We start from the raw sequence: 26,361 nt of genomic DNA on the forward strand, positions 1-26,361 counted from the left end.
GTCCGTGGCGGGGTGCGTGGCGGTGTCCGTGGCGGGCTGAGTGGCGGGCTGGGTGGCCACGGGTCCCGGCGTCCGCGGCGACTGCGACCGCGATGAGGACTCGGAGGGCGCTGCCGGGCGTCCTGCGGGTGGGGCTGGCTGCATCCGTGGCCGTGGCCGTGGTCGGCCTGGTCGGACCGGTGGGTCGGGTCGGTGTGGCCGACCTCGCCGCCCCGGGTCGTGCCGCCGGGATGGTCGACCGGCCCGGGGAGCGGGGGTGGGCGGCGGCATTCCACGGCGTCGGCGCGGGCGGCCAGATCGGCGCGGGTGGCTCGGGTGGCGCGGTCGGCGCGGTCGGCGCGGTCGGCGCGGTCGGCCAGGACGGCCAGATGAGCCGGACCGGCCTCGTCGAGCCAGCACCTGCCTCCGCCCCGTCCGGCGCGGCCCGGTCCACGGTGGGACGGCCCCGGTGGTCCTGGCCGACGGCACGTCACGTCGTCCAGCGGCCGTGGGAACCCCCGGCGACCGAGTACGGGCCCGGGCACCGTGGTCTGGACGTCGCCGCGGACCCTGGCACCACCGTGACGGCCCCCGACGCGGGGACCGTCACGTTCGCCGGCCCGGTCGGAGGTCGACCGGTCGTGACCATCGACCACGGAGACGGGCTCGTGAGCACCCTCGACCCCGTGCGACCGGTCGTCCGGAAGGGCGACCGTGTCGACCGTGGGGCGCCGGTCGGGGTCGTCGCGTCCGGGCACTGCCCTGCCGTGACGCCGTGCCTGCACCTCGGCGCTCGGGACGACGGCAGCTACGTCGATCCGCTCCCGTTGCTGCCGGCACCGGCCTGGCCGGTCCTGCTGCCGGAGAACGCGCTGGCCGCCGGCGTCGGAGCGGGCACCGGTCAGGCGCGGGGGTGCGCCGTCCGGTACACCTCGCGCAACCGAGCGGACGAGACGTGCGTGTAGATCTGCGTGGTGCCGAGGCTGGCGTGCCCGAGCATCTCCTGCACGGCACGGAGGTCCGCTCCCCCGTCCAACAGGTGCGTCGCCGCCGTGTGCCGGAAGGTGTGCGGGCCACTCGGCCCGTCCCCCGGTAGCGCTTCGAGCAGTCTCGCCACGATGCGGTAGGCGCTCCTGGTGCCGAGTCGCGCTCCGCGGTCGCCGAGGAACAGGGCGGTGCCCGCCGCGGACGTCCGAGCGGGCGGTGCGCCGGTCGACGGAGTACCGGCGGCGGCGAGCGCCGGTCGGCCGCGCTCGAGCCAGTCCTCGAGGGCGTCCCGTGCCGGCACCCCGAACGGCACGACGCGTTCCTTCCCGCCCTTGCCGAGCACCCGGACCGTCAGGCGCTCCCGGTCGAGGTCCGTCAGGTCCAGTCCGACGAGTTCGCTCACCCGGATGCCGGCGGCGTAGAGCAGCTCGACCACGGCGAGGTCGCGCAGGGCGGCGGGGTCGTCACCGACCGCGCGGGCGCTCAATCCGTCGAGCATCTCCCGCACCTGGTCCTGTGCGACCACGCGCGGCAGGTGCGCGGCACCCTTCGGCGCGCGGAGCCGCACGCCGGGGTCGACCGGCAGCACGCCGGACTCGCTCGCCCACCGGGTGAAGGCGCGCACCGACGCGCTCCGACGGGCGATCGTCGAGCGGGCGAGACCGCGCTCGTTCGCCGTCCACAACCAGTCGCGCAGGAGCTCGAGCGTGATGCCGTCGGTCCGGTCGATCCCCCGCCCGGACGCGAACGCCGTGAGGTCGTCGAGGTCCGCGCGGTACGCCCGCACGGTCTGCTCACTGAGGCCGCGCCCGTGTCGGCCGTGCTCCAGGAACGCCGACACGGCCCGGTCGAGCCAGTCACTCCCGCGGTGGTGTCCCTCGTCGTCGTGCACCTCGTCAGGGTACGGCCGGCATCGAGCACGCTCCCGTCACCCCGCCGGGTGCGCGGCCCGTCCCCCACCCGAGACTGCGGAGGACGACGGCGGTCCCGGTCCCGCTCCGGACGTCGCGCTGGTCGTCCTCCCGCTCCGCCGCCGGCTCCCCCCGTCGTCTGGTGTCACGCGGCCGTCCACCCGCCAGGCCCCCGCGTCACCAGCCCTTGCAGCTCGGCGAGCGCGAGAGCGTCGGTCGCGTCCGCCGGTGACAGCCCGGACCGGACGGCGACCTCGTCGAGCGGGATCGGTCTCCGGCGGCTCAGGGCATCGACGGCACGGAGCACCTCGGGATCGACGCGCGCGGCGGCGATCGGCACCGCAGGGTCCGTCGTCGGGTCCCCGGACCGGGTGCGGAGGGCCGCGTCGACGGGATCCGCCGGGTGCACGACGATCTCGGCACGGCGATCGGCGATCAGCCGGTGGCAGCCGGCCGACGCCGAGGACGAGTACGGCCCCGGCACGGCGAAGACCGGTCGCCCGAGTTGCCCGGCATGGTGGGCCGTGTTGAGTGCGCCCGACCGCGCACCCGCCTCCACGATGACCGACACCGACCCCAGGGCAGCGATGAGCCGGTTGCGGGCGAGGAACCGCCACCGAGACGGTCTGGTGCCGGGCGGGCACTCCGCGAGCAGGGCTCCGTGGTCGGCGACGCTCCGGAGCATGGTGCTGTTCCCCGCCGGGTAGAGCTGGTCGACACCGCCGGCGAGCACCGCGACCGTGGGTGTACCTGCTGCGAGGGCCACCCGGTGCGCGACCGCGTCGATGCCGTACGCGCCCCCGGAGACGACGAGGCACCCGGCGTCCGCCGCGGCCGAGGTGATCTCCGCCGCGGCCTCCGCTCCGAGGACCGTGTTCGCCCGGGCCCCCACGACCGAGATGCCCGGGAGGTCACCGACCGGACGCGTTCCTCGACGCCACAGCACGAGGGGAGCATGGACACCGAGGTCGTCGATCCCGGCCGGCCAGTCCTCGTCACCCGGGACGAGGAGCGTGCACCCCACGGCGGAGGCTGCTCCCAGGACGGCGTCGACGTCGAGGCGGAGCAGCCGTGGGCGCCACCGTTCGAGTGCCGGCACGAGCGGGTCCGAGGCCGCCCGGGCGAGCTCGTCGCGCACGTCGTCCTCCGCCGAGTCGCGTCCGGTGTCGACGAGCATCTCCCCGAGTGCCACCGGCCCGTCGTCGAGCGCCTGCAGGACGGCACGGATCGAGCGGCCCGCGCCCAGCCGTCCCACCAGCTCGCCGGCCGTGCCGTCCCCCGGCTCGACGACCGTCGACCAGGCGACCCGGGCGAGGAGTTCGTCGGTGCCCAGCTCGCCGGGTCGTACGACGGCGGCACGGAGTCGTGACAGCGCGGCGGCACGGTCGACGCTCCTGCGCCGGGCAGTCCTGCCCCCGGTGCTCACAGCGCCGTCCGCAGCGCGAGCGCGCGCTCGACGTGTCGTCGGTCGGGTCGGTCGTCGCCGTCGAGGTCCGCGATCGTCCACGCCAGTCGCATCACCCGGTCCCATCCGCGCATCGTCAGGGTGCCGAGGTCGAGTGCTCGGTCGAGGACGTCGGAGGCACCCGGTGCGGCGCGGCCGTCACCGCGCAGCCACGTGCCGGTGACGTCGGCGTTCGTGGTCCATCCGGTCCCCCGGAGCCGAGTCCGCATGCGCTCCCGGGCATCGCCGATCACCCGCCTCGCCGCATCGGTGGTCGGGGCCGTCCCGTCACTCGCGCGGAGCGTCCCGGTCGTCACCCTGGCGACCGCGACCCGGATGTCGATGCGGTCGAGCAGCGGCCCGGACAGGCGACCGAGGTACCGCCGGACCGCGCTCGGCGGACACGTGCAGGCCGGGCCACCGACACCCCCGGCGTTCCCGCACGGACAGGGGTTGGCGGCGAGCACGAGCTGACACCGGGCGGGGAACTCGGCTGATCCGCCGGCGCGGTGCACCGTGATGCACCCTGCTTCGAGGGGTTGCCGGAGCGCGTCCAGGACCGCTCGGGGGAACTCGGTCGCTTCGTCGAGGAACAGCACACCGCCTGTCGCCCGTGACACCGCTCCCGGCCGGAGCTGCCCCGTCCCGCCGCCGATCAGGGCGGCCGCCGACGCCGAGTGGTGCGGCGCTTCCCACGGCGGTCGCCGTGTCCAGGAGCGCACGCCGTGCCCTGCGACCGACCGGACCGCGGCGACCTCGAGTGCCGCGTCGCCATCGAGGTCCGGCAGCAGCGCGGGCAGGCGTTCGGCGAGCATGGTCTTGCCCGAACCCGGCGGCCCGAGCAGGAGGACGTGGTGGCCGCCCGCGGCGGCGGTGACGACCGCGCGGACACCGATGGCGTTGCCGACCACGTCGGCGAGCTCGAGCGGCGGTGGTGTGTCGTCGACCGGCACCGGGAGGAGCACCGGGTCGGCGAACCCGGCCGGGAGATCGGCACCGGCGTCGATCGCGGCGGACCGGAGCGAGTCCACCCCGGTGAGCGTCACCCCGGGGACGGCCTGCGCCTCTGCGAGGTTCCCGATCGGCAGGACGACGCGGTCCATCCCGGCCTCGCGGGCCGCCAGCACGACCGGGATGATGCCCAACACGGGGCGGACGCGTCCGTCGAGACCGAGCTCTCCGACGTAGACGGTCCGTCGGTCGGCCCCGGGAGCCGTCCCCGCGGCGGCGAGGACCGCCATCGCGATGGCCAGGTCGAACCCGGAGCCGCGCTTGGGGACGCTGGCCGGGGTGAGGTTGACCGTGATGCGACGTGACGGCAGCGGGCAGTCGGCGACGGTCGCTGCCGAGCGGACGCGTTCCCGGGCTTCCCCGAGCGACGTGTCCGGCAACCCGATGATGCTGAAGGTCGGCAGCTGACTGGTGAGGTGCGCTTCGACCTCGACGAGGGTCCCCCGCACCCCCACGAGCGCCACGGCCGACGTCCGTCCGATGTCACTCATCCGATCGCCTCGACGTGCTCGATCGCCACGTGGTCCGCCACGATCGTGACGGCGATGCAGTCGAGCCGGATCGCGCGCGCCGTCTCGTCGCGGTTCGCGTGGAACCAGGCCGGGACGAGTCGACGCATGCGGGCGAGCTTCTGCGGCGTCACGGCTTCGAGCGGATGACCGGCGGCCTGGCCGGTCCGGGTCTTCACCTCGACGAAGACGATGGTCTCGCCGGTCCGCGCGACGATGTCGATCTCGCCGCGTGCGCATCGCCAGTTCCGGTCGATGATCCGGAACCCGTGCCGCTCGAGCCATTCCACGGCGTGGCGTTCTCCGGTCATCCCCGTTGCTCTCCGCGAGTCGGTTGGAACTCGTGGCGCTGCTCGATTCGTCATGGAGTCAGGATGATGAACGCCGCGACCGAATGGAGAAGGCTCGTGGTGTCCTGTGGATGGACGCGCGGAAAGACCGTCCTGTGGAGGAACGGTTGGCCCGATGTCCCGCACAACGACAAAGGCCGGACTATTCCTCACGGAATGTCCGGCCCTTGCTGTGATCGGCGACGGACGCCGATCGGGATGATCAGTGTGCGGCTGCGTACGCTTCCTGCACCTGCGTCGAGATACGACCACGAGAAGAGACCTCGTAGCCGTTCTCCTTCGCCCATTCGCGGATCTTGCCGAGTTCCTCGGAGTTGCCGCGCTTCGGCGCCGACGAGGGCTTGCCCGTCGACCCGGTGCGACGACCGGCGGTCTTGCGCGCTGCTGCGATGTAGTCCGAGATCGCGTCCCGGAACTTGTCGACGTTGTCGTTGGACAGGTCGATCTCGTAGGACGAACCGTCGAACGCGAACTCGACCGTGCGGCCATCGCCAGCGGCGATCGGCGAATCGTCGAGATCGTCGACGAGCTGGACAGTGACCTTCTGCGCCATTTCTCACTCCTTCAGGATCGTGAATACGGTCCAGCGTATCGCAGGAGTTTCCGGAATGACCGAATGCGTCGGCGATCCCCTACTCGTCGAGAGCGAGTTCCTTGGGGAGTTCGAGTTCCCGCGCGGTGAGTTCTTCGACGTTCACGTCCTTGAACGTGAGAACGCGAACGGACTTCACGAATCGGTCGGACCGGTAGACGTCCCAGACCCACACGTCGTTCATCGTCAATTCGAAGTAGAAGTCGTGCTCGGTGTCCCGACGGACCAGCTCGACCTCGTTCGCCAGGTAGAAGCGGCGCTCGGTCTCGACCACGTACCGGAACTGCCCGACGACGTCGCGGTACTCGCGGTACAGGGCAAGTTCGACCTCGCGGTCGTAGTCGTCGAATTCTTCGTCATCCATCGCGCGCTCAGTCTACGGCGACGCGGTCGAGTTCCTCGAACCCGTCGAGCGCGACCGCGGAGGCGGCGTGCAACCAGGTCTTCCGGTGCAGCGCATGCGGCCCGACCGTTCGGATGGCGTCGTAGTGCGCGGTCGAGCCGTACCCCTTGTTGGACGCCCACGCGTAGTGCGGCGCATCGTCGTGCGCAGCGATCATCAGCTCGTCACGAGCGACCTTGGCGACGACGGACGCCGCGGCCACGGAGGCGCAGTCACGGTCCGCCTTCACCCGCACCTGGACGTCGAGTGGCCGGTGCTCGGACGGCAGGGCCCGCGAGAGCCAGTCGAACGACCCGTCGAGCACCACCACCGCTCCCTCGAGCGAGACCCCGTCGTCGACGAGGGTCGTGATCGCCCGCGCCCCGGCCAGCCCCAGTGCGGCGACGATGCCCTGCTCGTCGACGACCTCGGCGGACGCCATCCCGACGGCGGTGCGCGCCCACCGGGTGACCGTCGGCACGAGCTCGGTCCGCCGCGCCTGGGACAGGAGCTTCGAGTCGGCCAGCCCCTGCGGCACGCGACGGACGTCGACCGTCACCGCCGCGACACCGACGCCGACCGGCCCGGCGATGGCACCACGGCCGACCTCGTCGACACCGATCACGGTGACCCGGCCGGCGGCGAAGAGCGACTTCTCCAGCCGCAGGGACGGACGGACCGGGGTCACTCGTCCCGCTCCTCCACGCCGGCGAAGACCTCGGGATGGTCGTCGAGCCAGGTCCACCGGCTCATCGGCCAGGAGATGACGAACGCCCGGCCCGTGACGTCGGAGAGGGGGACGAACCCCTTCGACGGGGTGTCCCCGTTGTACCGGGAGTCCTTCGAGTCGTTCCGGTTGTCGCCCATCACCCAGATGGTGCCCTTCGGCACGGTGACGGAGAAGTCGGTCGACGAGGCACGGGTGTCGCCGGCCGGGAGCTTGAGGTACGGCTCCGTGATCGGGACCCCGTTGACCGTCATCTGACCGAGGTCGTTGCAGCACGCGACGGTGTCGCCCGGCAGCCCGATGACCCGCTTGATGAGGTGGTCGTCGCTGTCCCCGGTCCCGAGCCCGACCTGCGTGAGCAGCCAGTCGGCCGCTTGACCGACGGGCGACGTCGGGGTCACGTTCGGCAGCTGCTCGCCGTCGAGCCACCCGCCCGGGTCCTTGAAGACGACGACGTCCCCGCGCTTGAGGGCGACGGTGTCCGGCACGAGTTCGTTGACGATCACGCGGTCGTTGATCTGCAGCGTGTTCTGCATCGAGGCAGAGGGGATGTAGAAGGAGCGGATCAGGAAGGTCTTCACCAGGAAGGACACCAGGAGTGCCGCGATGAAGATGATGACGAGGTCCCGCAGGAAGGTCAGCACCCCGTTCCGCGGCTTCCTCGTGTTCCGCGGGCGACGGGCCTCGCCCTCAGTCGTGTCCGTCATTTCCACTCTCGTCGACCTGTTCCCCGGGGGCCCGGGACGCATGCCCCCGGAGCGCGAGCGGCTCCGGGAACGGGCGAGCCCCCCGCCGATGCACAACCGTACATGGACGAGGGGCTCGCAGCGGGCCCGGCGTTCCGGGCGTCGCTGTGAAGGCGATCAGTTGTCGCGCTTCTCCTTGATCTTGCGGCGGGCCGCCTTGCCGCGGAGTTCGCGGAGGTAGTAGAGCTTCGCGCGACGGACGTCACCGCGGGTGACGATCTCGACGTGGTCGATGATCGGGGAGTGCACCGGGAACATGCGCTCGACGCCGACCTGGAAGCTCACCTTGCGGACCGTGAAGGTCTCGCCGATGCCGTGGCCCTGGCGGCCGATGACGACGCCCTGGAAGACCTGAATACGCGAACGCGTGCCTTCGACGATGTTGACGTGGACCTTGACGGTGTCGCCGGGGCGGAAGTCCGGGTGGTCGGTGCGCAGGGCACCGGCGGTCACGTGGTCGAGCAGCTGCATGATGGTGTCACTTCCTGCGGACGCACACGGGTCGCCGCGGATCGAATTCGGAAAGTACGAGATGCGTGCCCGGTGTCGGCGACTCCCCCGTGGCAGAGTCCAGCCAGGGCACGATCGATCATCATGCCACAACAACCCCACCGCAGCCAACCGGCAGGATGGTCCCATGATCGAACTCCGCACCCCCGCCGAACTCGACGGACTGCGTGTCGCCGGCCGCTTCGTCGCCGACGTCCTCGACACCCTGCTGGAGACGGTCGACGTCGGGGTGAACCTGCTCGACCTCGACCGCGTGGCCGCGCGGATGATCGCGGACCGTGGCGCCGAGAGCTGCTACGTGGACTACCACCCGTCCTTCGGGAAGTCGCCGTTCGGCAAGAACCTCTGCACGTCGGTGAACGACGCGGCCCTGCACGGGCTGCCGTACGACCGTGTGCTGCAGGACGGCGACCTGGTCAGCCTCGACTTCGCCGCGAGCGTCGGCGGGTGGGTCGCGGACTCCGCCGTCACCGTGCAGGTGGGCACGCCCCGGGACGAGGACCAGCGTCTCATCACCACGGTCGAACGGTGCCTCGCCGCCGGCATCGCGCAGGCGACCCCGGGCAACAAGCTCGGCGACGTCTCCGCCGCGATCGGCTCGGTCGCCAGGGGCGCCGGGTACGACGTGAACCTGCAGTTCGGCGGGCACGGCGTCGGCCGCACCATGCACGGCGACCCGCACGTCCCGAACGACGGCCGCCCGGGACGCGGACTGAAGCTCCGACCGGGCCTCGTCGTCGCGATCGAGCCCTGGCTCATGCAGGGCACGGACGAGCTCGTCCAGGACGAGGACGGCTGGACGCTCCGCAGTGTCGACGGGTCACGGGCCGCGCACGTCGAGCACACGGTCGCCGTCACGGAACAGGGCCCGGAGGTCCTCACCCTCCGGCGCGCGCAGCGCGGCGCCTGAGGCGGCAGCACCGACGAACGGACGGGAGGCCCGACACCAGCTGGTGTCGGGCCTCCCGTCCGTCGAGGGGTCGCGTCGACCCGCTCAGTCCGGCAGCAGGTCCGGACGGACGCGCCGCGTCCGCTCCACCTGCTGCTCGTGGCGCCAGGAGGCGACGCGCGCGTGGTGCCCGCTGAGCAGCACGTCCGGCACGTCGAGGCCGCGCCACGACGCCGGCTTCGTGTAGGAGGGGTACTCGAGCAGGCCGTCCTCGTGGGACTCCTCGACGAGTGACTCGGGGTTGCCGACGACACCCGGGACCAGCCGTCCGACGGCCTCGATCACGGCCATCGCCGCGACCTCGCCGCCGTTCAACACGTAGTCACCGAGGGAGAGCTCGACGACCGTGCTGCGCGCCGCGGCCCATTCGAACACGCGGGCGTCGATCCCCTCGTACCGACCGCAGGCGAACACGAGGTGCTCGTGCTCGGCGAGGGACCGGGCGATGGTCTGCCGGAAGGGCGTCCCCGCGGGCGTCGGCACGACGAGCGTCGACGAGCCGTCAGGGCGGAGCAGGGCGTCGAGGGCCTGGGCCCACGGTTCCGGCTTCATCACCATGCCGGCGCCGCCGCCGTACGGGGTGTCGTCGACCGTGCGGTGCCGGTCGGTCGTCCACGAGCGGAGGTCGTGCACGTGCAGGTCGAGCAGGCCGCCCTGCCGGGCCTTGCCGAGCAGGGAGACGTCGAGCACCCCGAAGAACTCCGGGAAGATCGTGACGATGTCGATCCGCACGGTCAGTCCTCGGTGTCGGCGGCCGGGGACGTCGCCGGTGGGGTCACCGTCTCGGGACGGCTGGTGTCCTCCGGGTCCTCGAACAGACCGGTCGGCGGGGTGACCGTGACGGTGCCGGCGTCGAGGTCGACCGCGGGCACGATCGCCGCGACGAACGGCACGAGGACCTCGCCGCGATCGGGCGTGTCGACCGCGAGCAGGTCCTGTGCCGGCAGGTGGTCGACCCGTGCGACGGTGCCGACCTCGACGCCGTCGCGGAGGACCTTCAGGCCGACCAGCTGGTGGTCGTACCAGGCGTCGTCCTCACCGGTGTCCTCGTCGGTGTCCTGCTCGACCCAGAGGATCGCCCGCGCGAGGGTCTCGGCGGCGCTCCGGTCGGCGACACCCGCGAAGAACGCGACGGGGTGGCCGTTGTACCAGCGGAGTTCGTCGAGCGCGATGGTCTTGCCCGACCACGGGGAGTCGTCGGGGACCTGGAGCGTGAAGACCGCTCCCGGCGTGAACCGACGATCCGGGTCGTCGGTGTAGAGCTCGAGCTTGATGCCGCCCTTGAGCCCGTGCGCCTTCGTGATGCGACCCACCCGGAGCTGGGTCGTCTCCCTAGGAATCGCTGTCCACCACGTCGACCCGCACGCGCTTGCCGTCGGCCAGGGCCGTGACGAGCGTGCGGAGCGCCTTCGCGGTGCGTCCGGCGCGACCGATCACGCGGCCGAGGTCCTCGGGGTGCACACGCACCTCGAGGACCTCGCCCCGCGCGGAGGTGGAGCTGGCGACGCGCACGTCGTCAGGGTGATCGACGATCCCCTTGACGAGGTGCGTCAGCGCGGATTCGAGCAAGGACTACGCCTCGGTCGTCTCGTCGGAGGACTCGTCCGCTGCCGGAGCGGCCGGGGCCGTCTTCTCCGACTTGGGCTTGAGGACGGCCTTCTTCGAGCTGTCGACCGTGAAGGCCGGCTTCGGCTCGCGGACCTTGACCTTGGACTCGGTGTCCTTCTCGCCCTTGAACTTGGCCCAGTCACCGGTCAGCTTGAGGAGCGCGGCGACCTGCTCGGTCGGCTGCGCGCCGACGCCGAGCCAGTACTGCGCACGCTCGGACTGGACCTCGATGAACGAGGGCTCCTCGGTGGGGTGGTACTTGCCGATCTCCTCGATCACACGACCGTCGCGCTTGGTGCGCGAGTCGGCGACGACGATGCGGTAGTACGGCGCTCGGATCTTGCCGAGGCGCTTGAGACGGATCTTGACAGCCACAATGACTCCTGTTGCGTACGTGTTGTGGTTGAACCGGAACCGCGGGCGTGGGGGCACACACGGTGGAAGCTCTGAGAGACTCGCGATCCGCTGGATAGAGGGTCGAGCGGACACGATTCGACCGTTCATTCTTGCAGATTCCCGAGCGGGAAGCGAGCCACGACGCGCGGCGCGCCCCGGGCACTCGATCCGGGCGGTCACGGCGCCAACGCGCGGACCGCCTCCAGGGCCTCACTCGTGGCGCGCACGGCGTCGACCGCGCGGGCGTCCCGGGCACCGCCCACCACCGCGAACGGCACGTCGGCGGACCGGAGGCCCGCGACCAGGTCGTCCCGCGCCTCCTGGCCGGCACAGAGCACAACGACGTCCGCCGGGACGGCGACCTCCGTGCCGGACCCGTCGCGGATCCAGAGCGCGCCCGGTTCGATGCGGAGGTACTCCTGCACGTCACCGAGCATCCGGACGCCTGCGTCACGGAGCCGACCGAGCGCCACCCACCGCGAGGTGAGGCCCACGCCCTGGCCGAACTTCCCGTTCCGGCGGAGCACCGTGACCAGGTGGCCCGGGCGGACCGTCCGGTGCACGGTCGGCTGGCGCTGTGGCAGGTCACCGACCAGTTCCGTCGAGACCGGAACGTCCCAGCGGGCGGCGAACTCGACGGCGCGGACCGCCTCGTCGGGTGACTCGGTGAGGAAGGCGGCGGTGTCGACGCCGATCCCGCCGCCGCCGATGACCGCAACGCTGCCCTCGGGCACGCCCTCGCGGAGCGCCTGCTCGTAGGTGAGCACGTGCGGCAGGTCGGCGCCGGGCAGGGCAACCTCCCGGGGCACGACACCGGAGGCGAGCACCACCGCGTCGCTGCCCGTCAGGTCGTCGACGGTCGCCGCCCGCCCGAGGTGCACGGTGGCGCCGCGCTCCGCGAGTTCCGCGCGTGCGGCCTGCACCGGACCGGCGTAGTCCTCCTTGCCGGGGATCACCGCGGCGAGTCCGAACTGTCCGCCCAGGACGTCCGACGCCTCCCACAGCCGGACGTCGTGACCACGGCGGGCGGCGTCGACCGCTGCGGCGAGTCCCGCCGGTCCCCCGCCCACGACGTCCACGCGCTTCGGCTCCGAGCTGGGTCGGAGGGGGAACTGCAGCTCCCGGGCTGCGCGTGGGTTGACGAGGCACGACACCGGTGCGCCGACCACGGACCGGTCGAGGCACGCCTGGTTGCAGCCGATGCAGGTGTTCACGAGGTCGGGCCGGCCGGCCAGGGACCGTTCCACGAGCTGCGCGTCGGCCAGGAACGGTCGGGCGAGCGCCACCGCGTCGATCCGTCGGTCGGCCAGCACGGCCTCGGCGTCACGGAGGTCCGTCATCCGGTTCGAGGCGATGACCCGGACGTGCGGGTGGTCGGAGGCGCGGACGACGTCGGCGATCCGGGCGGCCTGCTCGATCCACGCGCCGTGCGGCACCGCGGCCTGGATCGTCGGCGTCCGGGACTCGTGCCACCCGATGCCGACCGAGATCGCGTCGAGCCCGAGCGGCAGCAGTTCGAGCACGAGCGCGTCGACGTCGGCATCGGACGACGAGCCGGGCATGAGGTCTGCTCCGGACAGGCGGATCGTGACGGCCAGGTCCGGGACCGCGGTGCGGACCGCACGCACGACCTCCACCGCGAACCGACGGCGCTTCTCGGGGGTCCCACCCCACTCGTCGTCGCGCAGGTTCGTCAGCGGCGACTGGAACTGGTTGACCAGGTACCCCTCGGACGCCATGATCTCGACGCCGTCGAAGCCGATCGCCGCGGCGGTCCGCGCCGCGGCGGCGAAGTCCTCGACGGTGCGCCGGACCTCGTCCGCGGTCAGCTCCTCGGGCACCACCCCGCGCGCGGCAGCCCAGGGCAGCGCGGACGGAGCGACCGCGCGCTGGGGTCGGCCGTGTCGGTCCTGCAGCCCGCCGACCAGGGCGTACCGACCGGCGTGGAAGAGCTGCGCGAGGACCGTCCCGCCCGCGTCGTGCACCGCGTCGACCGCCGTGCGGAAGCGCTCGTCGGCCCCGCCGACGCCGAAGACCGCGAAGTCCGGACCGCCCCGCGCCTCGTCGCTCACGGCGATCCCGCCGGTGATGATGCAGGCCGCTCCCCCGGCCGCTCGTTCCCGGTAGAACGCCGCCATCGCGACCCCACCGTCGTCGAGCACCTCGAGCCCGGTGTGCATCGACCCCATCACCACCCGGTTCGGCAGGTGCAGTGGGCCCAGTGTCCAGGGCGAGCCGACCGTGCGGAGGTCGGCGGGCACGGTGGCGGCGGGCACGGTGGTGACGGGCACGGTGGCGGCGGGCGGAACGACAGCGGTCACGCAAGGAAGACTAGGCGACCCGTGCGGGTGCTCGTCAGGGCGGACACGCCGCGCTCCCCGCCGATCCGTCAGGTGGACGGGCAGGATGGCCCCATGGACATCCGGTTCACCGAATCAGCCCCGTCGACGATCGGCGTCGAGTGGGAGCTGCCCCTCGTCGACCGCGCGACGGGTGACCTCGCCCCCCGGGCACCGGCTGTGCTCGCAGCCGTGCGGGAGCGCCTGGGCGATGCGGACCGGGTGACGGAGGAGCTCCTGACGAACACGGTCGAGGTCGTCACCGGCGTCCACCGTTCGGTCGGCGGGGCGACGCGGGAACTCTCCGGCATCATCGGCGAGGTCATCGACGCCGCGACTCCCCTCGACGCCGACGTGATGTGTTCCGGCACACACCCGTTCGCCCAGTGGGACCAGCAGGAGATCACCCCGGACAGCGAGCACTACGCGGAACTCATCGACCGGACCCGCTGGTGGGGACGGCAGATGCTCATCTGGGGCGTCCACGTGCACGTCGGCATCGACGACCGGGACAAGGCCGTCCCGATCATGAACGCGATGCTCGGCTACGTCCCGCACCTGCAGGCGTTCACCGCGTCGAGTCCGTTCTGGGGCGGCACCGACACCGGCTACGCGTCGAACCGGGCCCTGATGTTCCAGCAGCTCCCGACCGGCGGACTCCCGCCCCAGCTCGGGGCATGGGCGAACTTCGAGGAGGTCGTCGGGGACCTCGTGCACACCGGCGTGATCGACGGCGTGAAGGACCTGCGCTGGGACATCCGACCGTCGCCGGGCTGGGGCACGCTGGAGAACCGCGTGTCCGACGGGATCTCCACGCTCGACGAGGTCGGCGCCGTCACCGCACTCGTGCAGTGCCTGGTGACCGAGAGCTCCGACCGGCTCGACGCCGGCGAGACCCTCCAGGCGATGCAGCCCTGGTTCGTCCGCGAGAACAAGTGGCGCGCTGCCCGGTACGGCATGGAGGCCGAGATCATCACGAACGTCGCCGGCGACGAACGGCTCGTGACCGACGAGGTGCACGACCTCGTCACCCGGCTGGACCCGGTCGCCGAGCGGCTCGGTTGCCAGCAGGAGCTGCACCACCTCGACACGATGATCGAGCGCGGCGCGTCCTACCAGCGCCAACTCGCGGTGGCGCAGGAGAACAGCGGGGACCTGCGCGCCGTGGTCTGGCATCTCGTCGCGGAGCTGCGCGACTCGCTCTGACACCCGCCGGACGCACGACGGGAGGCCCGTCACCAGCCGGTGACGGGCCTCCCGTCGTGATGGTGGTCGCGTGCGCGACCCCTGGTCGTGGTCAGCGACCGAGGAACTTCTGGAGCGAGGCGAGCTCCTCCTCGCTGGGTGCCTTGCCGCCCTTGCCCATGCCGAGCCCGAGCCCGGCGCCGGACGGTGCCTGCTGCGGGGCGGCCGGGGCGCCCGCCGCGAGCGCCGCGCGCTTCGCCGGGTTGCCGACCTTCTTCTTCTTGGTCTGCGGCTGCTGCTTCTTGCCGCCGTGCATGCCCGGGATCGGTCCCATGCCCGGCATCTGCGGCACACCGCCGCGCGCCACGGTCTTCATCATCTTCGCGGCCTGCTCGAACCGGTTGACGAGGGCGTTCACCTCGGTCACGGTCGAGCCGGCACCGCGCGCGATGCGGAGGCGACGGGAACCGTTGAGGAGCTTCGGCAGTTCGCGTTCCTGCGGCGTCATCGACTGGATGATCGCCTCGGTGCGGATGATCTCCCGCTCGTCGAAGTTGTCGAGCGCCTCGCGCATGCCCTTCGCACCCGGGAGCATGCCGAGCATGCCCTTGATCGAGCCGGCCTTGCGCAGCTGCTGCATCTGCTGCAGGAAGTCGTTCAGCGTGAAGTTGTCGGACGCGATCTTGTCCGCGACCTTGCGCGCCTCTTCCTCGTCGAACGCACCCTGCGCCTGCTCGATGAGGGACAGGATGTCGCCGAGGTCGAGGATGCGGCTCGCCATGCGGTCCGGGTGGAACGGCTCGAAGTCGTCGAGCCCCTCACCCGTCGAGGCGAACATGATCGGTCGGCCCGTGACCGACGCGACCGACAGCGCCGCACCACCGCGGGCATCGCCGTCGAGCTTCGACAGCACGACGCCGGTGAAGTCGACGCCCTCCTGGAAGGCACGGGCGGTGTTCACCGCGTCCTGACCGATCATCGCGTCGATGACGAACAGGACCTCGTCCGGGTCGACCGCCTTGCGGATGTTCGCCGCCTGCTTCATGAGCTCGGCGTCGACACCGAGTCGACCGGCGGTGTCGACGATGACGGTGTCGTACTGCTGGTCGACGGCGGCCTTGATCGCGTTCTTGGCGACCTTGACCGGGTCACCGACGCCGTTGCCGGGCTCGGGGGCGAAGACGTGCACGCCGGCCTGCTCACCGACGACCTGCAGCTGCTGCACGGCGTTCGGACGCTGGAGGTCCGCCGCGACGAGCATCGGAGTGTGGCCGTCCTTCTTGAGCCACTTGCCGAGCTTGCCCGCGAGGGTCGTCTTGCCCGCACCCTGCAGACCCGCGAGCATGATGACCGTCGGGGGTCGCTTGGCGAACTCGAGGCGGCGCTGCTGCCCGCCGAGGATGCCCACGAGCTCCTCGTTGACGATCTGGACGACCTGCTGCGCCGGGTTGAGGGCCTTGTTGACCTCGTCCGAGAGCGCACGTTCACGCACGGCGGCGGTGAACGACTTCACCACCTCGAGCGCGACGTCCGCGTCGAGCAGGGCCCGCCGGATCTCGCGGACGGTGCCGTCCACGTCGGACGGGGTCAGCCGTCCCTTGCTCCGCAGGTTGCGGAAGGTCTCGGTGAGCCGATCGGAGAGTGAACCGAATTGCGCCATGATCCGACCATCCTACCGTCCGCGGTCGTCGGCCCGGGAGGCGCTGCGCGGGCCCGCACCGCCGGCGCCGTTCACGCCCGCTCGCGTCGGAACCGCTCGGGGACCCGGCGGGCGACCACCAGGGCGACGAGCGCCATCGCGGTCGACCCGACCGCCATGAGGAGCGAGGCGACGTCCTCGGAGGCGAAGTACCGGAGCGTGATGGTCCCTGCGAGCGCCCACGGCATCCAGGCCACGGCGAGCGCTGCCGCGATGTCCGTCCGGCGACGACGGACCAGTCCGACCACCGTCACGAGGACCAGGACCCCGGTGCCGCCGAGGAGCGCCGGCGTCACCGCGGCGCCCCACCACGCGCCGTCCGTGAAGAGCGTCGACTCGAACGGGTGACCGGTCGGCAGCTGCAGGCCGGCGAAGAGCGCCAGCCCGACGGTGACGACCGCGAACGCGACGCCGAGCGCTCGACGGTCCCGTGGATCGCCGACGTTCGCGACCACGACGAGCGCCGCCACCGTCACGAGCGTGGTCGTCCCCGGTCCGTTCCAGTTCTCGGTCGCTTGCACGGTGATCCGTGCGACGACGACGCCGAGCACGGCGATCACCGCGGACACGTGAGCGAGGATCCGCTGCCGGACGAGGGCGGCGAGCGCTCCCATCAGCACCGGGACCGCGAAGAGCACCCCGGGGTTGCGGAACGGGCCGAACCACGGCAACTCAGGCCAGGCCGTCCCCGCCGGTGGCCCCCACGGCACCCAGGACACCGCGAGCAGGTAGACCAGGGCGAAGCCGGCCGCGGAGCCGGTGCCGATCGACGCGGCGAGCGCCCGGACGTCGGCCGGCACGACGGCGTTGACGCGTTCGCGGAGGCCCTGCCACCGCAGGTCCGCGAGCTCGCCGTGCGCCGGTCGGTCGCGGCCCTCCCCCTCGGCGACGTCGAGCAGGGTGCCGAGCATCGCCGACCCGTGCGTCCGCCGCCACCGGGACGGGTACCACCCGAGCACCCGTCCGTATTCGCGTTCCAGGCTCGCGCCCTGTCCCAGCCTCGTGTTCGTCACGACACTCCCCCCAGTCGGATGTGGATGCTGCGTGTGGCCGGAGCCGGCCGCCACGCGGTGAGCCGCGCGCGTGCAGCGGCGGCGTTGGCCTCGATGCGGCGGACCTCGGCGTCGAGTGCGTCGGCGCCGGTGTCGGTGAGTTCGAAGTAGCGACGGAGTCGTCCGTCGACGACCTCTTCGCCCGCCTCGGCGACCAGGCCCTGGTCGAGGAGCCGGTCGAGCACGGCGTAGAGCGTGCCGACCTTGAGTCGCACCCGCCCCTCGGACAACTCGGCGGCGTCACCGATGAGCCCGTACCCGTGCTTGGGCCCTCCGGCGAGGGAGGTCAGCACGAGCAGGGTCGGTTCGCGCATCTCAGCAGTGCTCATGTGGCGAGGATACTCTTTTGATCAGAGCATCACAAGACGTCGGAGCGGTGATCGTGTCCCGCGATGGGGCGCTAGCGTCGGGCCATGCGGAACGTACCCCCCACACTCGACCCAGAGGTCGTCGCAGAGATCGACCGCCGGCTCGTGGGCGTCGAGCAGGACCACGGCGTCCGCGTGCCGTGGGCGATCGAGAGCGGCAGTCGGGCCTGGGGGTTCCCGTCGCCCGACAGCGACTACGACTGCCGGTTCCTCTTCGTGCGACGCTCCGACGACTACCTCGCACTGTGGCCGGGACGGGACGTGATCGAGACCCCACTCGATGCCGTCTTCGACGTCAACGGGTGGGACCTGGCGAAGACCGTCCGTCTCCTGGTGAACGGCAACGCGACCGTGACGGAGTGGCTGCGATCCCCGATCGTCTACAGCGGAGACGAGGGCTTCCGCGACCGCCTCCTGACCCTGGCCGCGGCCGTCGCGGACCGCGGACGCATCGGCCGACACTACCTGCACGTCGCGCACCGACAGCAGGAGCGGGACCTCACGCTGAAGCGGTTCTTCTACGTCCTCCGCCCAGCATCGACACTCCGGTGGCTCCACGACCACCCGGAGAGCGCGACCCCGCCGATGGACCTGTCGACCCTGCTGGCCGACTCGACCGTCCCGTCGCACGTCCGTGACGCCACGGCGGACCTCATCGAGCTGAAGGCGAGGACCCGCGAGATGGGCACGGCCACCGCTCCGGACGTCCTCCAGCGCTTCGTCGCCGACGAACTCGACCGTGCCGCCGGCTTCGACGACGTCCCACCGAGCAGCACCGCGACGGAGGCCCGCCAGATCGCCGAGGACTACTTCCGAGCGGAGCTGCGCCGCTGGTCGTGAGACCGCACCGGAGCACCAGAGCCGGCCGGTACCATCCCCGGCCCGGTACTCAGTCCGATGGCGCACCTGCTCGAGGCGCCGGCAGGGCGCCAGTCGGTACGACTCCCGGACCGGCGGGCACCACCGGCAGCGGCCGGCCGGGAGGCCTCCCACCGGTCCGGGCCGTCCGTCACCTCGACAGCGCGACCGGAACGACGACTGGCGCGTCCCCGCCGAACGGGACGCGCCAGTGGCCGTGGTGTCGCGACGTCAGACGCGCGAGCCGCCTCCGCGCACGCGCCGGAGGATCCACCCCACGACGGCGAGCACGATGAGCACCAGCCCGATGAAGAGCAGGGCCTTGAGCGCGGCGCTGACGATGCCGGTGATCAGCAGGACGACGCCGACGATGATCGCGATGATGAGCAGTGCGGGCATGAGATGTCCTCTTCCGGTCGGTCAGGTACCAGCCGGACGGTACACGTCAGCGGGCTGCTGCGCGCGCCGGTCGACGTCGACGTCCACACCCTGAGCGACGTCACTGTCCACGGCACGACTGCGGAGGAAGACGACCGCCAGGATCGGCAGCAGGATGATCTGTCCCCAGATGCCGATCGACTGCGCCTCGTCCGCCCAGCTCCGCGCCGTCATGCCGACCGCCTTCAGCGCGAAGCTGTGGAACCAGCCGACGAAGAGCAGCAGGTTCGCCGTCATGTACGCGACGACCCACCACAGGCGGATGCGCACGACCGCGAAGAACGGGGTGAGCCACAGGACGTACTGCAGCGAATCGACCTTGTTCGCGACCAGGTAGGCGCAGAGCAGGGCCGCACTCGTCTCGATCCACGGCATCCGACCGCGGCGGAGCCCGATGAGGAGCCCGACGACCAGGACGGCCAGCACGGCGACCGCGGTCGCTCCGGTGGAGAGCAGGTTCAGCTTGTGCTGCACGCCCGGGTCGGGGTTCGCCGACCACGGCTGCAGGCCCCAGTACCAGACCGACATCGTGCTCGGGTCGATGGCCCGGGTGCCCTGGAACCGGATGACGGAGAACCACGACGTGGCGTTGACGACCACGAACGGCAGGTTGGCCGCGAGCACCACGCCGACGGCACCCGCCACGGCAGCGGCCGCGCGACGGAACCGGTCCGGCCACGCCACACCGGCGTCGACCAGGAAGGCGAGGACGAACGGTGCGACGAACGCGAGCGGGTAGAGCTTGAAGGCCCCGCCGAGGCCGAACAGCGCCCCGACGACGACCGCTCGCCAGACGGGTGCGCGTCCGGCCGGCCACCGCACCGCGGCGAACAGGCCGGCAGCGGTGCAGAGCACGGTGAGCAGATCCCAGTTGTAGAGCGCGTAGAGGAACAGCGGCGGAGTCGCGGCGAAGACCCAAGCGCGGCGTCCGGCGACGCGGGCCAGGAACACGGTGACCAGGACCACCACGGGCACGAAGGTGATCGCCGTGACGACGAGGAACCCGCGCAGCGAGTCGACGGGCAGTGCCGACAGCCAGGCCCAGAGGCCGGTCAGCGTCGGGTACTCGAGGGTGCCGGGCGGCAGACCGCGGTCGGTGAGCTCCCCGACGTAGGGGAACACGTGCGACCCGAGGTCGCGGATCCCCCACAGGCTGAGGGTGTCGCCGAGGCACGCGTGCCCCGTCACGTACGCCAGGTCCAACCCGTCCGCCGCGCACTGCAGCTTGTGGAACAGGCTCCCGAACGTGAGCGCGACGGCGACGCAGCACATCACCACGAGCTCGAGGACGGAGACGCCGCCGGGAGCGCGGTCGGTCAGCCGGCGGAGGACGGGACTCACCCGACCAGGTTCTGCACGAAGACGTGCGGCGTGAAGCCGGTCAGGTCGTTGATGCCCTCGCCCTGGCCGATGAGCTTGATCGGGATGCCCGTCTTCTCCTGCACGCTGAGCACGAACCCTGCCTTGGCCGACCCGTCGAGCTTCGTGATGACGAGTCCCGTGACCCCGGCGCCCTCGATGAAGGCCTGCGCCTGCGCGAGCCCGTTCTGCCCGGTCGTCGCGTCGAGCACGAGCAGGACCTCGGCGATCTCGGTCTGCTTCTCGACGACGCGCTTGATCTTGCCGAGCTCGTCCATCAGCCCGGCCTTCGTGTGCAGCCGGCCGGCGGTGTCGATGACGACGATCTCCGTGCCCTCGCGGATCGCACGCTCGACGGTCTGGTACGCCACCGACGCCGGGTCCTGCCCGGGCTGTGCGGGGCGGACGACGTCGACGCCGGCACGCTGCGCCCACGTCGCGACCTGCTCGACGGCCGCGGCGCGGAACGTGTCCGCCGCGCCGACCAGGACCGTGCGGTCGTAGGTGCGGAGGAACTTCGCGAACTTCCCGATGGTGGTGGTCTTGCCGACGCCGTTGACGCCGACGACGAGGACCACGGCGGGACGGTTGCTCAGCTTGAGCGTCGTGTCCAGCTTCGACAGCCGCTCCTCGAGCACCTCGCGCAGCATGCGGTTGAGGTCGGCGGGGTCCGTCGTGTCGTACCGGGCGACGCGCGCACGGAGGTCCTCGATGATCTCCTCGGAGATGTCGGGGCCGAAGTCCGCGCCGATCAGCGCCGTCTCCAGGTCCTCCCACGTCGTCTCGTCGATGGTCTTCCGCTGGAACAGACCACGGAGCCGGGAGGACAGGGACCAACTACTCGCCATGTTCCCAGCTTACGGGTGCCCACTCGGTGCCGGCCTTCGGTAGGGTCGGAGTCGCGAAGGGGAGTATTCCCTCTCGGCGACCCCGTCAGTACGGCCCGGAACGACCCGGACCCGGGGCGTCGGTCGCGGCCCCACCGGATCACCGGACGGGACCGCGGCGGAAGAGACCTTCAGGCTCCGGCGTACCCACTTTCTCTGTGTGGCACGCCCCTGACCTGGAGGCTCTCCATGGACGTCCCCCTGTACGTGTGGCTCTTCACGATCGCAGGCATCCTCGGCCTGCTCGTGTTCGACTTCTTCTCGCACGTGCGCACGCCGCACGTGCCGCACATCCGCGAATCGGCCTTCTGGTCCATCGTCTACATCGCGCTCGCGATCCTGTTCGGTGTCGGCGTGTGGGTGTTCGGCGGCGGACAGGCCGGCGGTGAGTACTTCGCCGGCTGGTTGACCGAGAAGGCGTTGTCGGTCGACAACCTCTTCGTCTTCCTCATCATCATGACGACCTTCGCGGTGCCGAAGGAGTTCCAGCAGAAGGTCCTGCTCGTCGGTGTCGCGATCGCCCTCGTGGCGCGCGGTGTCTTCATCGCCCTCGGCGTCACGATCATCGAGAACTTCTCGTGGGTCTTCTACCTGTTCGGTCTCCTCCTGTTCTGGCTCGCGTGGTCGCAGGCCAAGGGCGGCGACGAACACGGTGCCGAGGAGGGCGACTCGAAGCTCATCCGTCTGCTCCGCCGCGTGATCCCGACCTCCGAGCACTACGACGGTGACCGCCTCACCACCAAGGTCGACGGCAAGCGCCTCTTCACCCCGATGCTGCTCGTCATGGTCTCGATCGGCCTGACGGACGTGCTCTTCGCGCTCGACTCGATCCCCGCGATCTTCGGGCTGACGCAGGACGCGTTCATCGTGTTCACCGCGAACGCGTTCTCGCTCCTCGGTCTCCGCCAGCTCTACTTCCTCATCGCCGGCCTGCTCGAGCGGCTCATCTACCTCGGTCAGGGCCTGGCCGTCATCCTCGCCTTCATCGGCGTGAAGCTCGTCTTCCACGCCCTGCACGTCAACGAGGTGCCGTTCATCAACGGCGGTCAGCACGTCGAGTGGGCGCCCGAGATCCCGATCTGGTTCTCGCTGGGCTTCATCCTCCTGACGATCACCGTCGCGACGGTCGCGAGCCTCGTCGTGTCGAAGAAGCGCCAGCAGCGCGGCCTCACCCCGACCGGCGAGCCGGCGGACGCCGTCGAGGCCGACGCGAAGTAGTCGCCACCTGCACGCCTGACAGGAGGCTCCCCACCGGTCACGGCCGACCCGTCGCTGGCGCGTCGGTCCGGAACCGGCCGGTGGGGAGCCTCCCGTCCGTCTCCGACCGCGTCGGCTACGCGACCGCTGCGGCGGGCTCGGGCTTCTGCACCCGCTGGCCGACGACGGCGGACACGCCGTCCTGCCGCATCGAGACCCCGTACAGCGCGTCGGCGATCTCCATGGTCCGCTTCTGGTGCGTGATGACGATGAGCTGCGACGACTCCTGCAGCCGCCCGAACACGGTGAGCAGGCGGCCGAGGTTCGCGTCGTCGAGCGCCGCCTCGACCTCGTCCATGATGTAGAACGGGCTCGGCCGGGCCGTGAAGATCGCCACGAGCAGCGCCACGGCAGCCAGGGACCGCTCCCCGCCGGACAGCAGCGTCAGCCGGTCGATCTTCTTGCCCGCGGGCTTGACCTGCACGTCGATGCCGGTGGTGAGCAGGTCGTCCGGGTTCGTCAACGTGATCGATCCCGAACCGCCGGGGAACAGGATCGGGAACACGACGTCGAACGCCTCGCGGGTGTCCTCGAACGCGGACGCGAAGATGGTCTGCATCTTCCCGTCGAGCTCCTCGATGATCGTCAGGAGGTCGGCGCGGGTCTTCTGCAGGTCGTCGAGCTGGTCGGACAGGAACGCGTGCCGCTGCTCGAGCGCCTGGAACTCCTCGAGCGCGAGCGGGTTCACCTTGCCGAGCCGCCCGAGGTCACGCTCCGCCGCGGCGAGTCGACGCTCCTGCTCGGCGCGGACGTACGGCGTGGTCGGGACGTCCGCGGGGTCGACATCGGGTGCCTCGTACTCGGGCAGGGCAGGCCCGCCGGGCAGGGTCGAGCCGGCGGCGAGCACGGTCTCGTCGGTGTCGTCGGTCTCGTCGACGTCGACACCGACCGGGTCGAGGTCGTCAGCGGCCGTGTCCTCGGCCTCCGTCGACACGTCCTCGGCAGCGGCCGCTCGTGCCGCCTCGCGGTGCCGTCGTGCGAGCACCCGCGGGTCGATGAGCACGTCGACCGGCACGGGGACGTCCGGCCCGTACTCGGCGACGAGCACGGTCTCGCCGAGCCCGAGTTCGCTCTGCGCACGGTCGAGGACCCCGGAGAGGTGCAGCCGCTTCTCGTAGATCTCCATCTCGAGCGAGTGCACCCCGTCCGTGATGGTCTGCAGACGGTCCCGCAGCTCGCGCTCCTCGTTCCGGATGCCCTGCAGCTCGGTGTTGCGCTTCGTGCGCTCGGACTCCTCGGTCGCGAGCTGCACCCGGGCCTCGGCCAGCGAACGGTCGACGGCGGCGAGGACCACCGGCAGGTCGGCCAGGACACCCTCGGCCGAGGCGATCTGCCCCCGTCGGATGACCGCGAGACGCGCAGCCTCCTCGGCCGCCGCCCGCTCCGCGCCGAGTTGCCGCTCGAGCTGGTCCGCCCGACGCCGCTCGGCCCGGGCACGCTCGCGGGCGGTCTCGACCTGCAGTCGGTGTTCGATCTCCGCCGCCCGGGCGGCGTCGACGGCGTCCTGCGCCGCCGGCCGGGCGGACGCGTCGACGACCGGGCGCGGGCGCACCGCGAAGGCCCGGAGCTCCGCCTCGGCCGCGGCGAGTGCCGCTTCGGAGGCTGCGGTCGCACCCTCCGTCTCGGCGAGGGCTGCGCGCAGCCGCTCGACCTCGGCAGCGGTGTTCTCCGCCCGGGCCCGGGCGGAGGCACTGGTCCGGTCGTACTCCGCGGTCGCGCGGGCGTGGGCGCGCGCGGCCTGGTCCGCCTCGTCCGCCGCCCGCCGTGCGGCCTCGACCGCGGTCCGCGCAGCCTGGAGGCCCGCGGCCGCCTCCTCCGCCTCGCTCACCACGGTCTCCCGGCGGGTGGCCGCTGCGTCGCGGTCCGCGGTCAACTCGATGCGGGACGTCGAGCGCTGCCCGCCGCCGGTCACCCGCGCCGCGCGCACGAGGTCGCCGGACCGCGTGACCACCGTGGCGTCCGGGGCGGCCGCGAGCACCGCCTCCAGGTCGACCTCGTCCCGGTCGGCGACCAGCGTCTCCGCCAGGACCGCGGTGAGCGCGGGCGGGCCGGTCACGACGTCGAGCGCGGCTCGGACGCCGGGCGGCAGCGCGGCGGGCAGCCGTGACGCGCTGCCGGCCACGTCGGCGACGACCACGTCGATGCGACCGAGGTCCGCGGCCCGGGCGTGGTCGACGGCGTCGAGCGCAGCCCGCCGGTCCTCGGCGAGCACGGCGTCCGCGAGCCCGTCGAGTGCGGTGGCGACGGCCGCCTCGTACCCGGGCGTGACCGTGAGACGGTCGGCGAGCCGGCCGGCGATCCCCTCGCGACCGGCGTCGATGAGCGCTTGCGAACCGTCACGGACGTCGATCGAGAGCGCGAGCGCGGCGATCCGGGCGTCGAGGGCGTCCCGTTCGCGCTCGAGCGCGTGCAGCCGGTCCCGGTGCGTGTCCCGGTCCGCCTGGGCTCGGTCGAGCTGGTCGCGGGCCGCCGCCAGCGTCGCAGTGAGTGTCTCGTCGTCGGTGTCCAGCGCCGGGTCGCGACCGAGGTCCTCCAGGGTGGCGGCGGCCTGCTCGGCACGGACGACCGCCTCGGAGAGCGCCCGCTCCCGCCGCTCCCGGTCGGCGACGGCCGACGACCGCCGCGAGCGCGCCACCTCGACGGCCCCGGCGAGCCGCTGGCCGTCCAGGTCGTGCTGCGCGACGAGGGCAGCCTGCGCGGCGATCTGCTCGTCGAGCGCGTCGAGCGCGGCGCGAGCGGCCTGCACCCGCTCACCGACGGCGGTCGTCCCACCCTGCATCTCCTGCGCACGAAGGTCGAGCCGGTCGGCTTCGGCGCGGACGCCGGCGACCCGCTCGGGCGTGACGGTCGGGCCCTGCTGCGGCGCCTCGGCCTGCTGCGCGAGGAACATCAGCCGCTGGTTCGCGAGCATCGACAGGCTGCGCAGTCGCTCCTGCACGCTCTCCAACCGGTGGACCACGGTCCGGGCGCGGTCGACGTCGTCGCCGACCATGCTCTGCTCGACCTGCTGCTGCCGCTGCCGGATCTGCTCGAGCCGCTCCTGCAGGACGATGCGCTCGGACTTCCGACCGGTCTCGACCTCGACGTGGTCGCGCAGTTCGCGCCGCAACCGCACGACGTCGTCGGCGAGCAGTCGGGCCTTGGCGTCCCGGGCGATGGCCGCGACCGACTGCGCCTTGCGGGCCACCTCGGCCTGGCGTCCGAGCGGTTTCAGCTGCCGGCGGATCTCCCCCGCCAGGTCCGACAACCGTGTCAGGTTCGTCTGCATCGCGTCGAGCTTGCGGAGCGTCTTCTCCTTCCGGCGGCGGTGCTTGAGGATGCCGGCAGCCTCCTCGATGAAGCCGCGCCGGTCCTCCGGGGTGGCGTGCAGCACCTTGTCGAGCTGGCCCTGCCCGACGATGACGTGCATCTCCCGGCCCAGCCCGGTGTCGCTCAGCAGCTCCTGGACGTCGAGCAACCGACAGTTCTCGCCGTTGATGGCGTACTCGCTGCCACCGTTCCGGAACAGCGTCCGCGAGATCGTCACCTCGGCGTACTCGATCGGCAGCAGACCGTCGGCGTTGTCGATCGTCAAGGTCACCTGGGCGCGACCGAGCGGACCGCGGGTGGCGGTGCCGGCGAAGATGACGTCTTCCATCTTGCCGCCGCGGAGGGTCTTCGCCCCCTGCTCCCCCATCACCCAGGCAAGGGCGTCGACGACGTTCGACTTGCCGGAGCCGTTCGGGCCGACGATGCACGTGACGCCCGGCTCGAACGCGAACGTCGTGGGCTGCGCGAAGGACTTGAACCCCTTGAGGGTCAGGCTCTTCAGGTACATG

The 26,361-nt window shown here is 71.8% G+C and carries 26 protein-coding genes; 5 read left to right on the forward strand and 21 right to left on the reverse strand.

What is annotated here, in order from left to right:
* Positions 1–92: 92 nt before the first annotated feature.
* Positions 93–944: a murein hydrolase activator EnvC gene (locus DEI95_RS15165; RefSeq protein ID WP_258365871.1), complete on the forward strand. Its 852-nt coding sequence runs from the start codon at positions 93–95 to the stop codon at positions 942–944.
* Here the strand turns inward: DEI95_RS15165 and DEI95_RS15170 are convergent.
* From DEI95_RS15170 to rplS, 9 genes are all read right to left on the reverse strand, one after another.
* Positions 881–1,858, reverse strand: coding sequence for a tyrosine recombinase XerC (locus DEI95_RS15170; protein ID WP_111060771.1), 978 nt, complete (start codon positions 1,856–1,858; stop codon positions 881–883). The genes DEI95_RS15165 and DEI95_RS15170 overlap by 64 nt on opposite strands.
* 164 nt (positions 1,859–2,022) lie before the next feature.
* Positions 2,023–3,303 carry a DNA-processing protein DprA gene (gene dprA / locus DEI95_RS15175; RefSeq protein ID WP_146232845.1) on the reverse strand — a complete coding sequence of 427 codons (1,281 nt, stop codon included), beginning with the start codon at positions 3,301–3,303 and terminating at the stop codon, positions 2,023–2,025.
* A complete protein-coding gene (locus DEI95_RS15180) occupies positions 3,300–4,823 on the reverse strand; it encodes a YifB family Mg chelatase-like AAA ATPase (protein WP_110826153.1) in 1,524 nt (507 codons plus the stop codon). Before DEI95_RS15180 ends, dprA begins: the two co-directional genes overlap by 4 nt.
* Positions 4,820–5,206 (reverse strand): YraN family protein, encoded by a 387-nt coding sequence (locus tag DEI95_RS15185; RefSeq protein ID WP_110826152.1) that lies wholly within the window; start codon positions 5,204–5,206, stop codon positions 4,820–4,822. The genes DEI95_RS15180 and DEI95_RS15185 overlap by 4 nt, the downstream gene beginning before the upstream one ends.
* A 187-nt stretch (positions 5,207–5,393) precedes the next feature.
* Positions 5,394–5,744 (reverse strand): Lsr2 family protein, encoded by a 351-nt coding sequence (locus tag DEI95_RS15190; RefSeq protein ID WP_110826151.1) that lies wholly within the window; start codon positions 5,742–5,744, stop codon positions 5,394–5,396.
* Positions 5,745–5,823: 79 nt separating this feature from the next.
* Positions 5,824–6,147, reverse strand: coding sequence for a DUF2469 family protein (locus tag DEI95_RS15195; protein ID WP_110826150.1), 324 nt, complete (start codon positions 6,145–6,147; stop codon positions 5,824–5,826).
* A gap of 7 nt (positions 6,148–6,154) precedes the next feature.
* Positions 6,155–6,853 carry a ribonuclease HII gene (locus DEI95_RS15200; RefSeq protein WP_110826149.1) on the reverse strand — a complete coding sequence of 233 codons (699 nt, stop codon included), beginning with the start codon at positions 6,851–6,853 and terminating at the stop codon, positions 6,155–6,157.
* Entirely contained in the window at positions 6,850–7,599 is a 750-nt protein-coding gene (gene lepB / locus DEI95_RS15205) for a signal peptidase I (RefSeq protein ID WP_110826148.1), read from the reverse strand. Before lepB ends, DEI95_RS15200 begins: the two co-directional genes overlap by 4 nt.
* 156 nt (positions 7,600–7,755) lie before the next feature.
* Positions 7,756–8,109 carry a 50S ribosomal protein L19 gene (rplS, locus tag DEI95_RS15210; protein ID WP_110826147.1) on the reverse strand — a complete coding sequence of 118 codons (354 nt, stop codon included), beginning with the start codon at positions 8,107–8,109 and terminating at the stop codon, positions 7,756–7,758.
* A 166-nt stretch (positions 8,110–8,275) separates the two neighbouring features.
* Here rplS and map point away from each other — a divergent pair, with 166 nt between their 5' ends.
* Positions 8,276–9,058 carry a type I methionyl aminopeptidase gene (gene map / locus DEI95_RS15215; protein ID WP_110826146.1) on the forward strand — a complete coding sequence of 261 codons (783 nt, stop codon included), beginning with the start codon at positions 8,276–8,278 and terminating at the stop codon, positions 9,056–9,058.
* An 84-nt stretch (positions 9,059–9,142) separates the two neighbouring features.
* Here the strand turns inward: map and trmD are convergent, their stop codons facing one another.
* From trmD to DEI95_RS15240, 5 genes are all read right to left on the reverse strand, one after another.
* Positions 9,143–9,829, reverse strand: coding sequence for a tRNA (guanosine(37)-N1)-methyltransferase TrmD (gene trmD / locus DEI95_RS15220; protein WP_110826145.1), 687 nt, complete (start codon positions 9,827–9,829; stop codon positions 9,143–9,145).
* Between the two features lie 2 nt (positions 9,830–9,831).
* Positions 9,832–10,410 carry a ribosome maturation factor RimM gene (gene rimM, locus DEI95_RS15225; protein WP_181419522.1) on the reverse strand — a complete coding sequence of 193 codons (579 nt, stop codon included), beginning with the start codon at positions 10,408–10,410 and terminating at the stop codon, positions 9,832–9,834.
* 19 nt (positions 10,411–10,429) lie between these two features.
* On the reverse strand, positions 10,430–10,666 hold the full coding sequence (locus DEI95_RS15230; RefSeq protein ID WP_110826143.1) for an RNA-binding protein: 237 nt from the start codon (positions 10,664–10,666) through the stop codon (positions 10,430–10,432).
* Positions 10,667–10,669: 3 nt separating this feature from the next.
* Positions 10,670–11,080 (reverse strand): 30S ribosomal protein S16, encoded by a 411-nt coding sequence (gene rpsP, locus DEI95_RS15235; RefSeq protein WP_110826142.1) that lies wholly within the window; start codon positions 11,078–11,080, stop codon positions 10,670–10,672.
* Between the two features lie 197 nt (positions 11,081–11,277).
* Positions 11,278–13,422 carry an FAD-dependent oxidoreductase gene (locus DEI95_RS15240; protein ID WP_258365870.1) on the reverse strand — a complete coding sequence of 715 codons (2,145 nt, stop codon included), beginning with the start codon at positions 13,420–13,422 and terminating at the stop codon, positions 11,278–11,280.
* Positions 13,423–13,515: 93 nt separating this feature from the next.
* Between DEI95_RS15240 and DEI95_RS15245 the strand changes: the two genes are divergently transcribed.
* Positions 13,516–14,646: a glutamate--cysteine ligase gene (locus DEI95_RS15245; RefSeq protein ID WP_110826141.1), complete on the forward strand. Its 1,131-nt coding sequence runs from the start codon at positions 13,516–13,518 to the stop codon at positions 14,644–14,646.
* Positions 14,647–14,737: 91 nt separating this feature from the next.
* On the opposite strand, the gene ffh is transcribed toward DEI95_RS15245, so the two are convergent.
* From ffh to DEI95_RS15260, 3 genes are all read right to left on the reverse strand, one after another.
* The gene (ffh, locus tag DEI95_RS15250; protein WP_110826140.1) at positions 14,738–16,285 is read right to left on the reverse strand and encodes a signal recognition particle protein; all 1,548 of its coding nucleotides are present in this window, start codon (positions 16,283–16,285) and stop codon (positions 14,738–14,740) included.
* A 71-nt stretch (positions 16,286–16,356) separates the two neighbouring features.
* The gene (locus tag DEI95_RS15255) at positions 16,357–17,337 is read right to left on the reverse strand and encodes a hypothetical protein (RefSeq protein ID WP_146234153.1); all 981 of its coding nucleotides are present in this window, start codon (positions 17,335–17,337) and stop codon (positions 16,357–16,359) included.
* Positions 17,334–17,705 carry a PadR family transcriptional regulator gene (locus DEI95_RS15260; protein WP_220036664.1) on the reverse strand — a complete coding sequence of 124 codons (372 nt, stop codon included), beginning with the start codon at positions 17,703–17,705 and terminating at the stop codon, positions 17,334–17,336. The genes DEI95_RS15255 and DEI95_RS15260 overlap by 4 nt, the downstream gene beginning before the upstream one ends.
* 84 nt (positions 17,706–17,789) lie before the next feature.
* Between DEI95_RS15260 and DEI95_RS15265 the strand changes: the two genes are divergently transcribed.
* Positions 17,790–18,584 (forward strand): nucleotidyltransferase domain-containing protein, encoded by a 795-nt coding sequence (locus tag DEI95_RS15265; RefSeq protein WP_111060773.1) that lies wholly within the window; start codon positions 17,790–17,792, stop codon positions 18,582–18,584.
* A 249-nt stretch (positions 18,585–18,833) separates the two neighbouring features.
* Here the strand turns inward: DEI95_RS15265 and DEI95_RS16790 are convergent, their stop codons facing one another.
* Genes DEI95_RS16790 through ftsY form a run of 3 tightly spaced genes read right to left on the reverse strand, consistent with a single transcriptional unit; the run spans position 18,834 to position 21,247 of the window.
* Entirely contained in the window at positions 18,834–19,001 is a 168-nt protein-coding gene (locus DEI95_RS16790; protein ID WP_181419521.1) for a hypothetical protein, read from the reverse strand.
* A 21-nt stretch (positions 19,002–19,022) separates the two neighbouring features.
* On the reverse strand, positions 19,023–20,381 hold the full coding sequence (locus DEI95_RS15270; protein WP_110826138.1) for a hypothetical protein: 1,359 nt from the start codon (positions 20,379–20,381) through the stop codon (positions 19,023–19,025).
* Positions 20,378–21,247 (reverse strand): signal recognition particle-docking protein FtsY, encoded by an 870-nt coding sequence (ftsY, locus tag DEI95_RS15275; protein WP_110826137.1) that lies wholly within the window; start codon positions 21,245–21,247, stop codon positions 20,378–20,380. Before ftsY ends, DEI95_RS15270 begins: the two co-directional genes overlap by 4 nt.
* A gap of 228 nt (positions 21,248–21,475) precedes the next feature.
* On the opposite strand from ftsY, the gene DEI95_RS15280 reads away from it, so the two are divergent.
* Complete coding sequence (locus tag DEI95_RS15280) at positions 21,476–22,504, forward strand: TerC family protein (protein WP_110826136.1); 1,029 nt, start codon at positions 21,476–21,478, stop codon at positions 22,502–22,504.
* A gap of 115 nt (positions 22,505–22,619) precedes the next feature.
* Here DEI95_RS15280 and DEI95_RS15285 read toward each other — a convergent pair whose 3' ends face one another.
* The gene (locus tag DEI95_RS15285; RefSeq protein ID WP_111060774.1) at positions 22,620–26,360 is read right to left on the reverse strand and encodes a chromosome segregation SMC family protein; all 3,741 of its coding nucleotides are present in this window, start codon (positions 26,358–26,360) and stop codon (positions 22,620–22,622) included.
* Position 26,361: the final 1 nt, after the last annotated feature.

The sequence above is a fragment of the Curtobacterium sp. MCBD17_008 genome, from assembly GCF_003234475.1.
Classification (GTDB): domain Bacteria; phylum Actinomycetota; class Actinomycetes; order Actinomycetales; family Microbacteriaceae; genus Curtobacterium.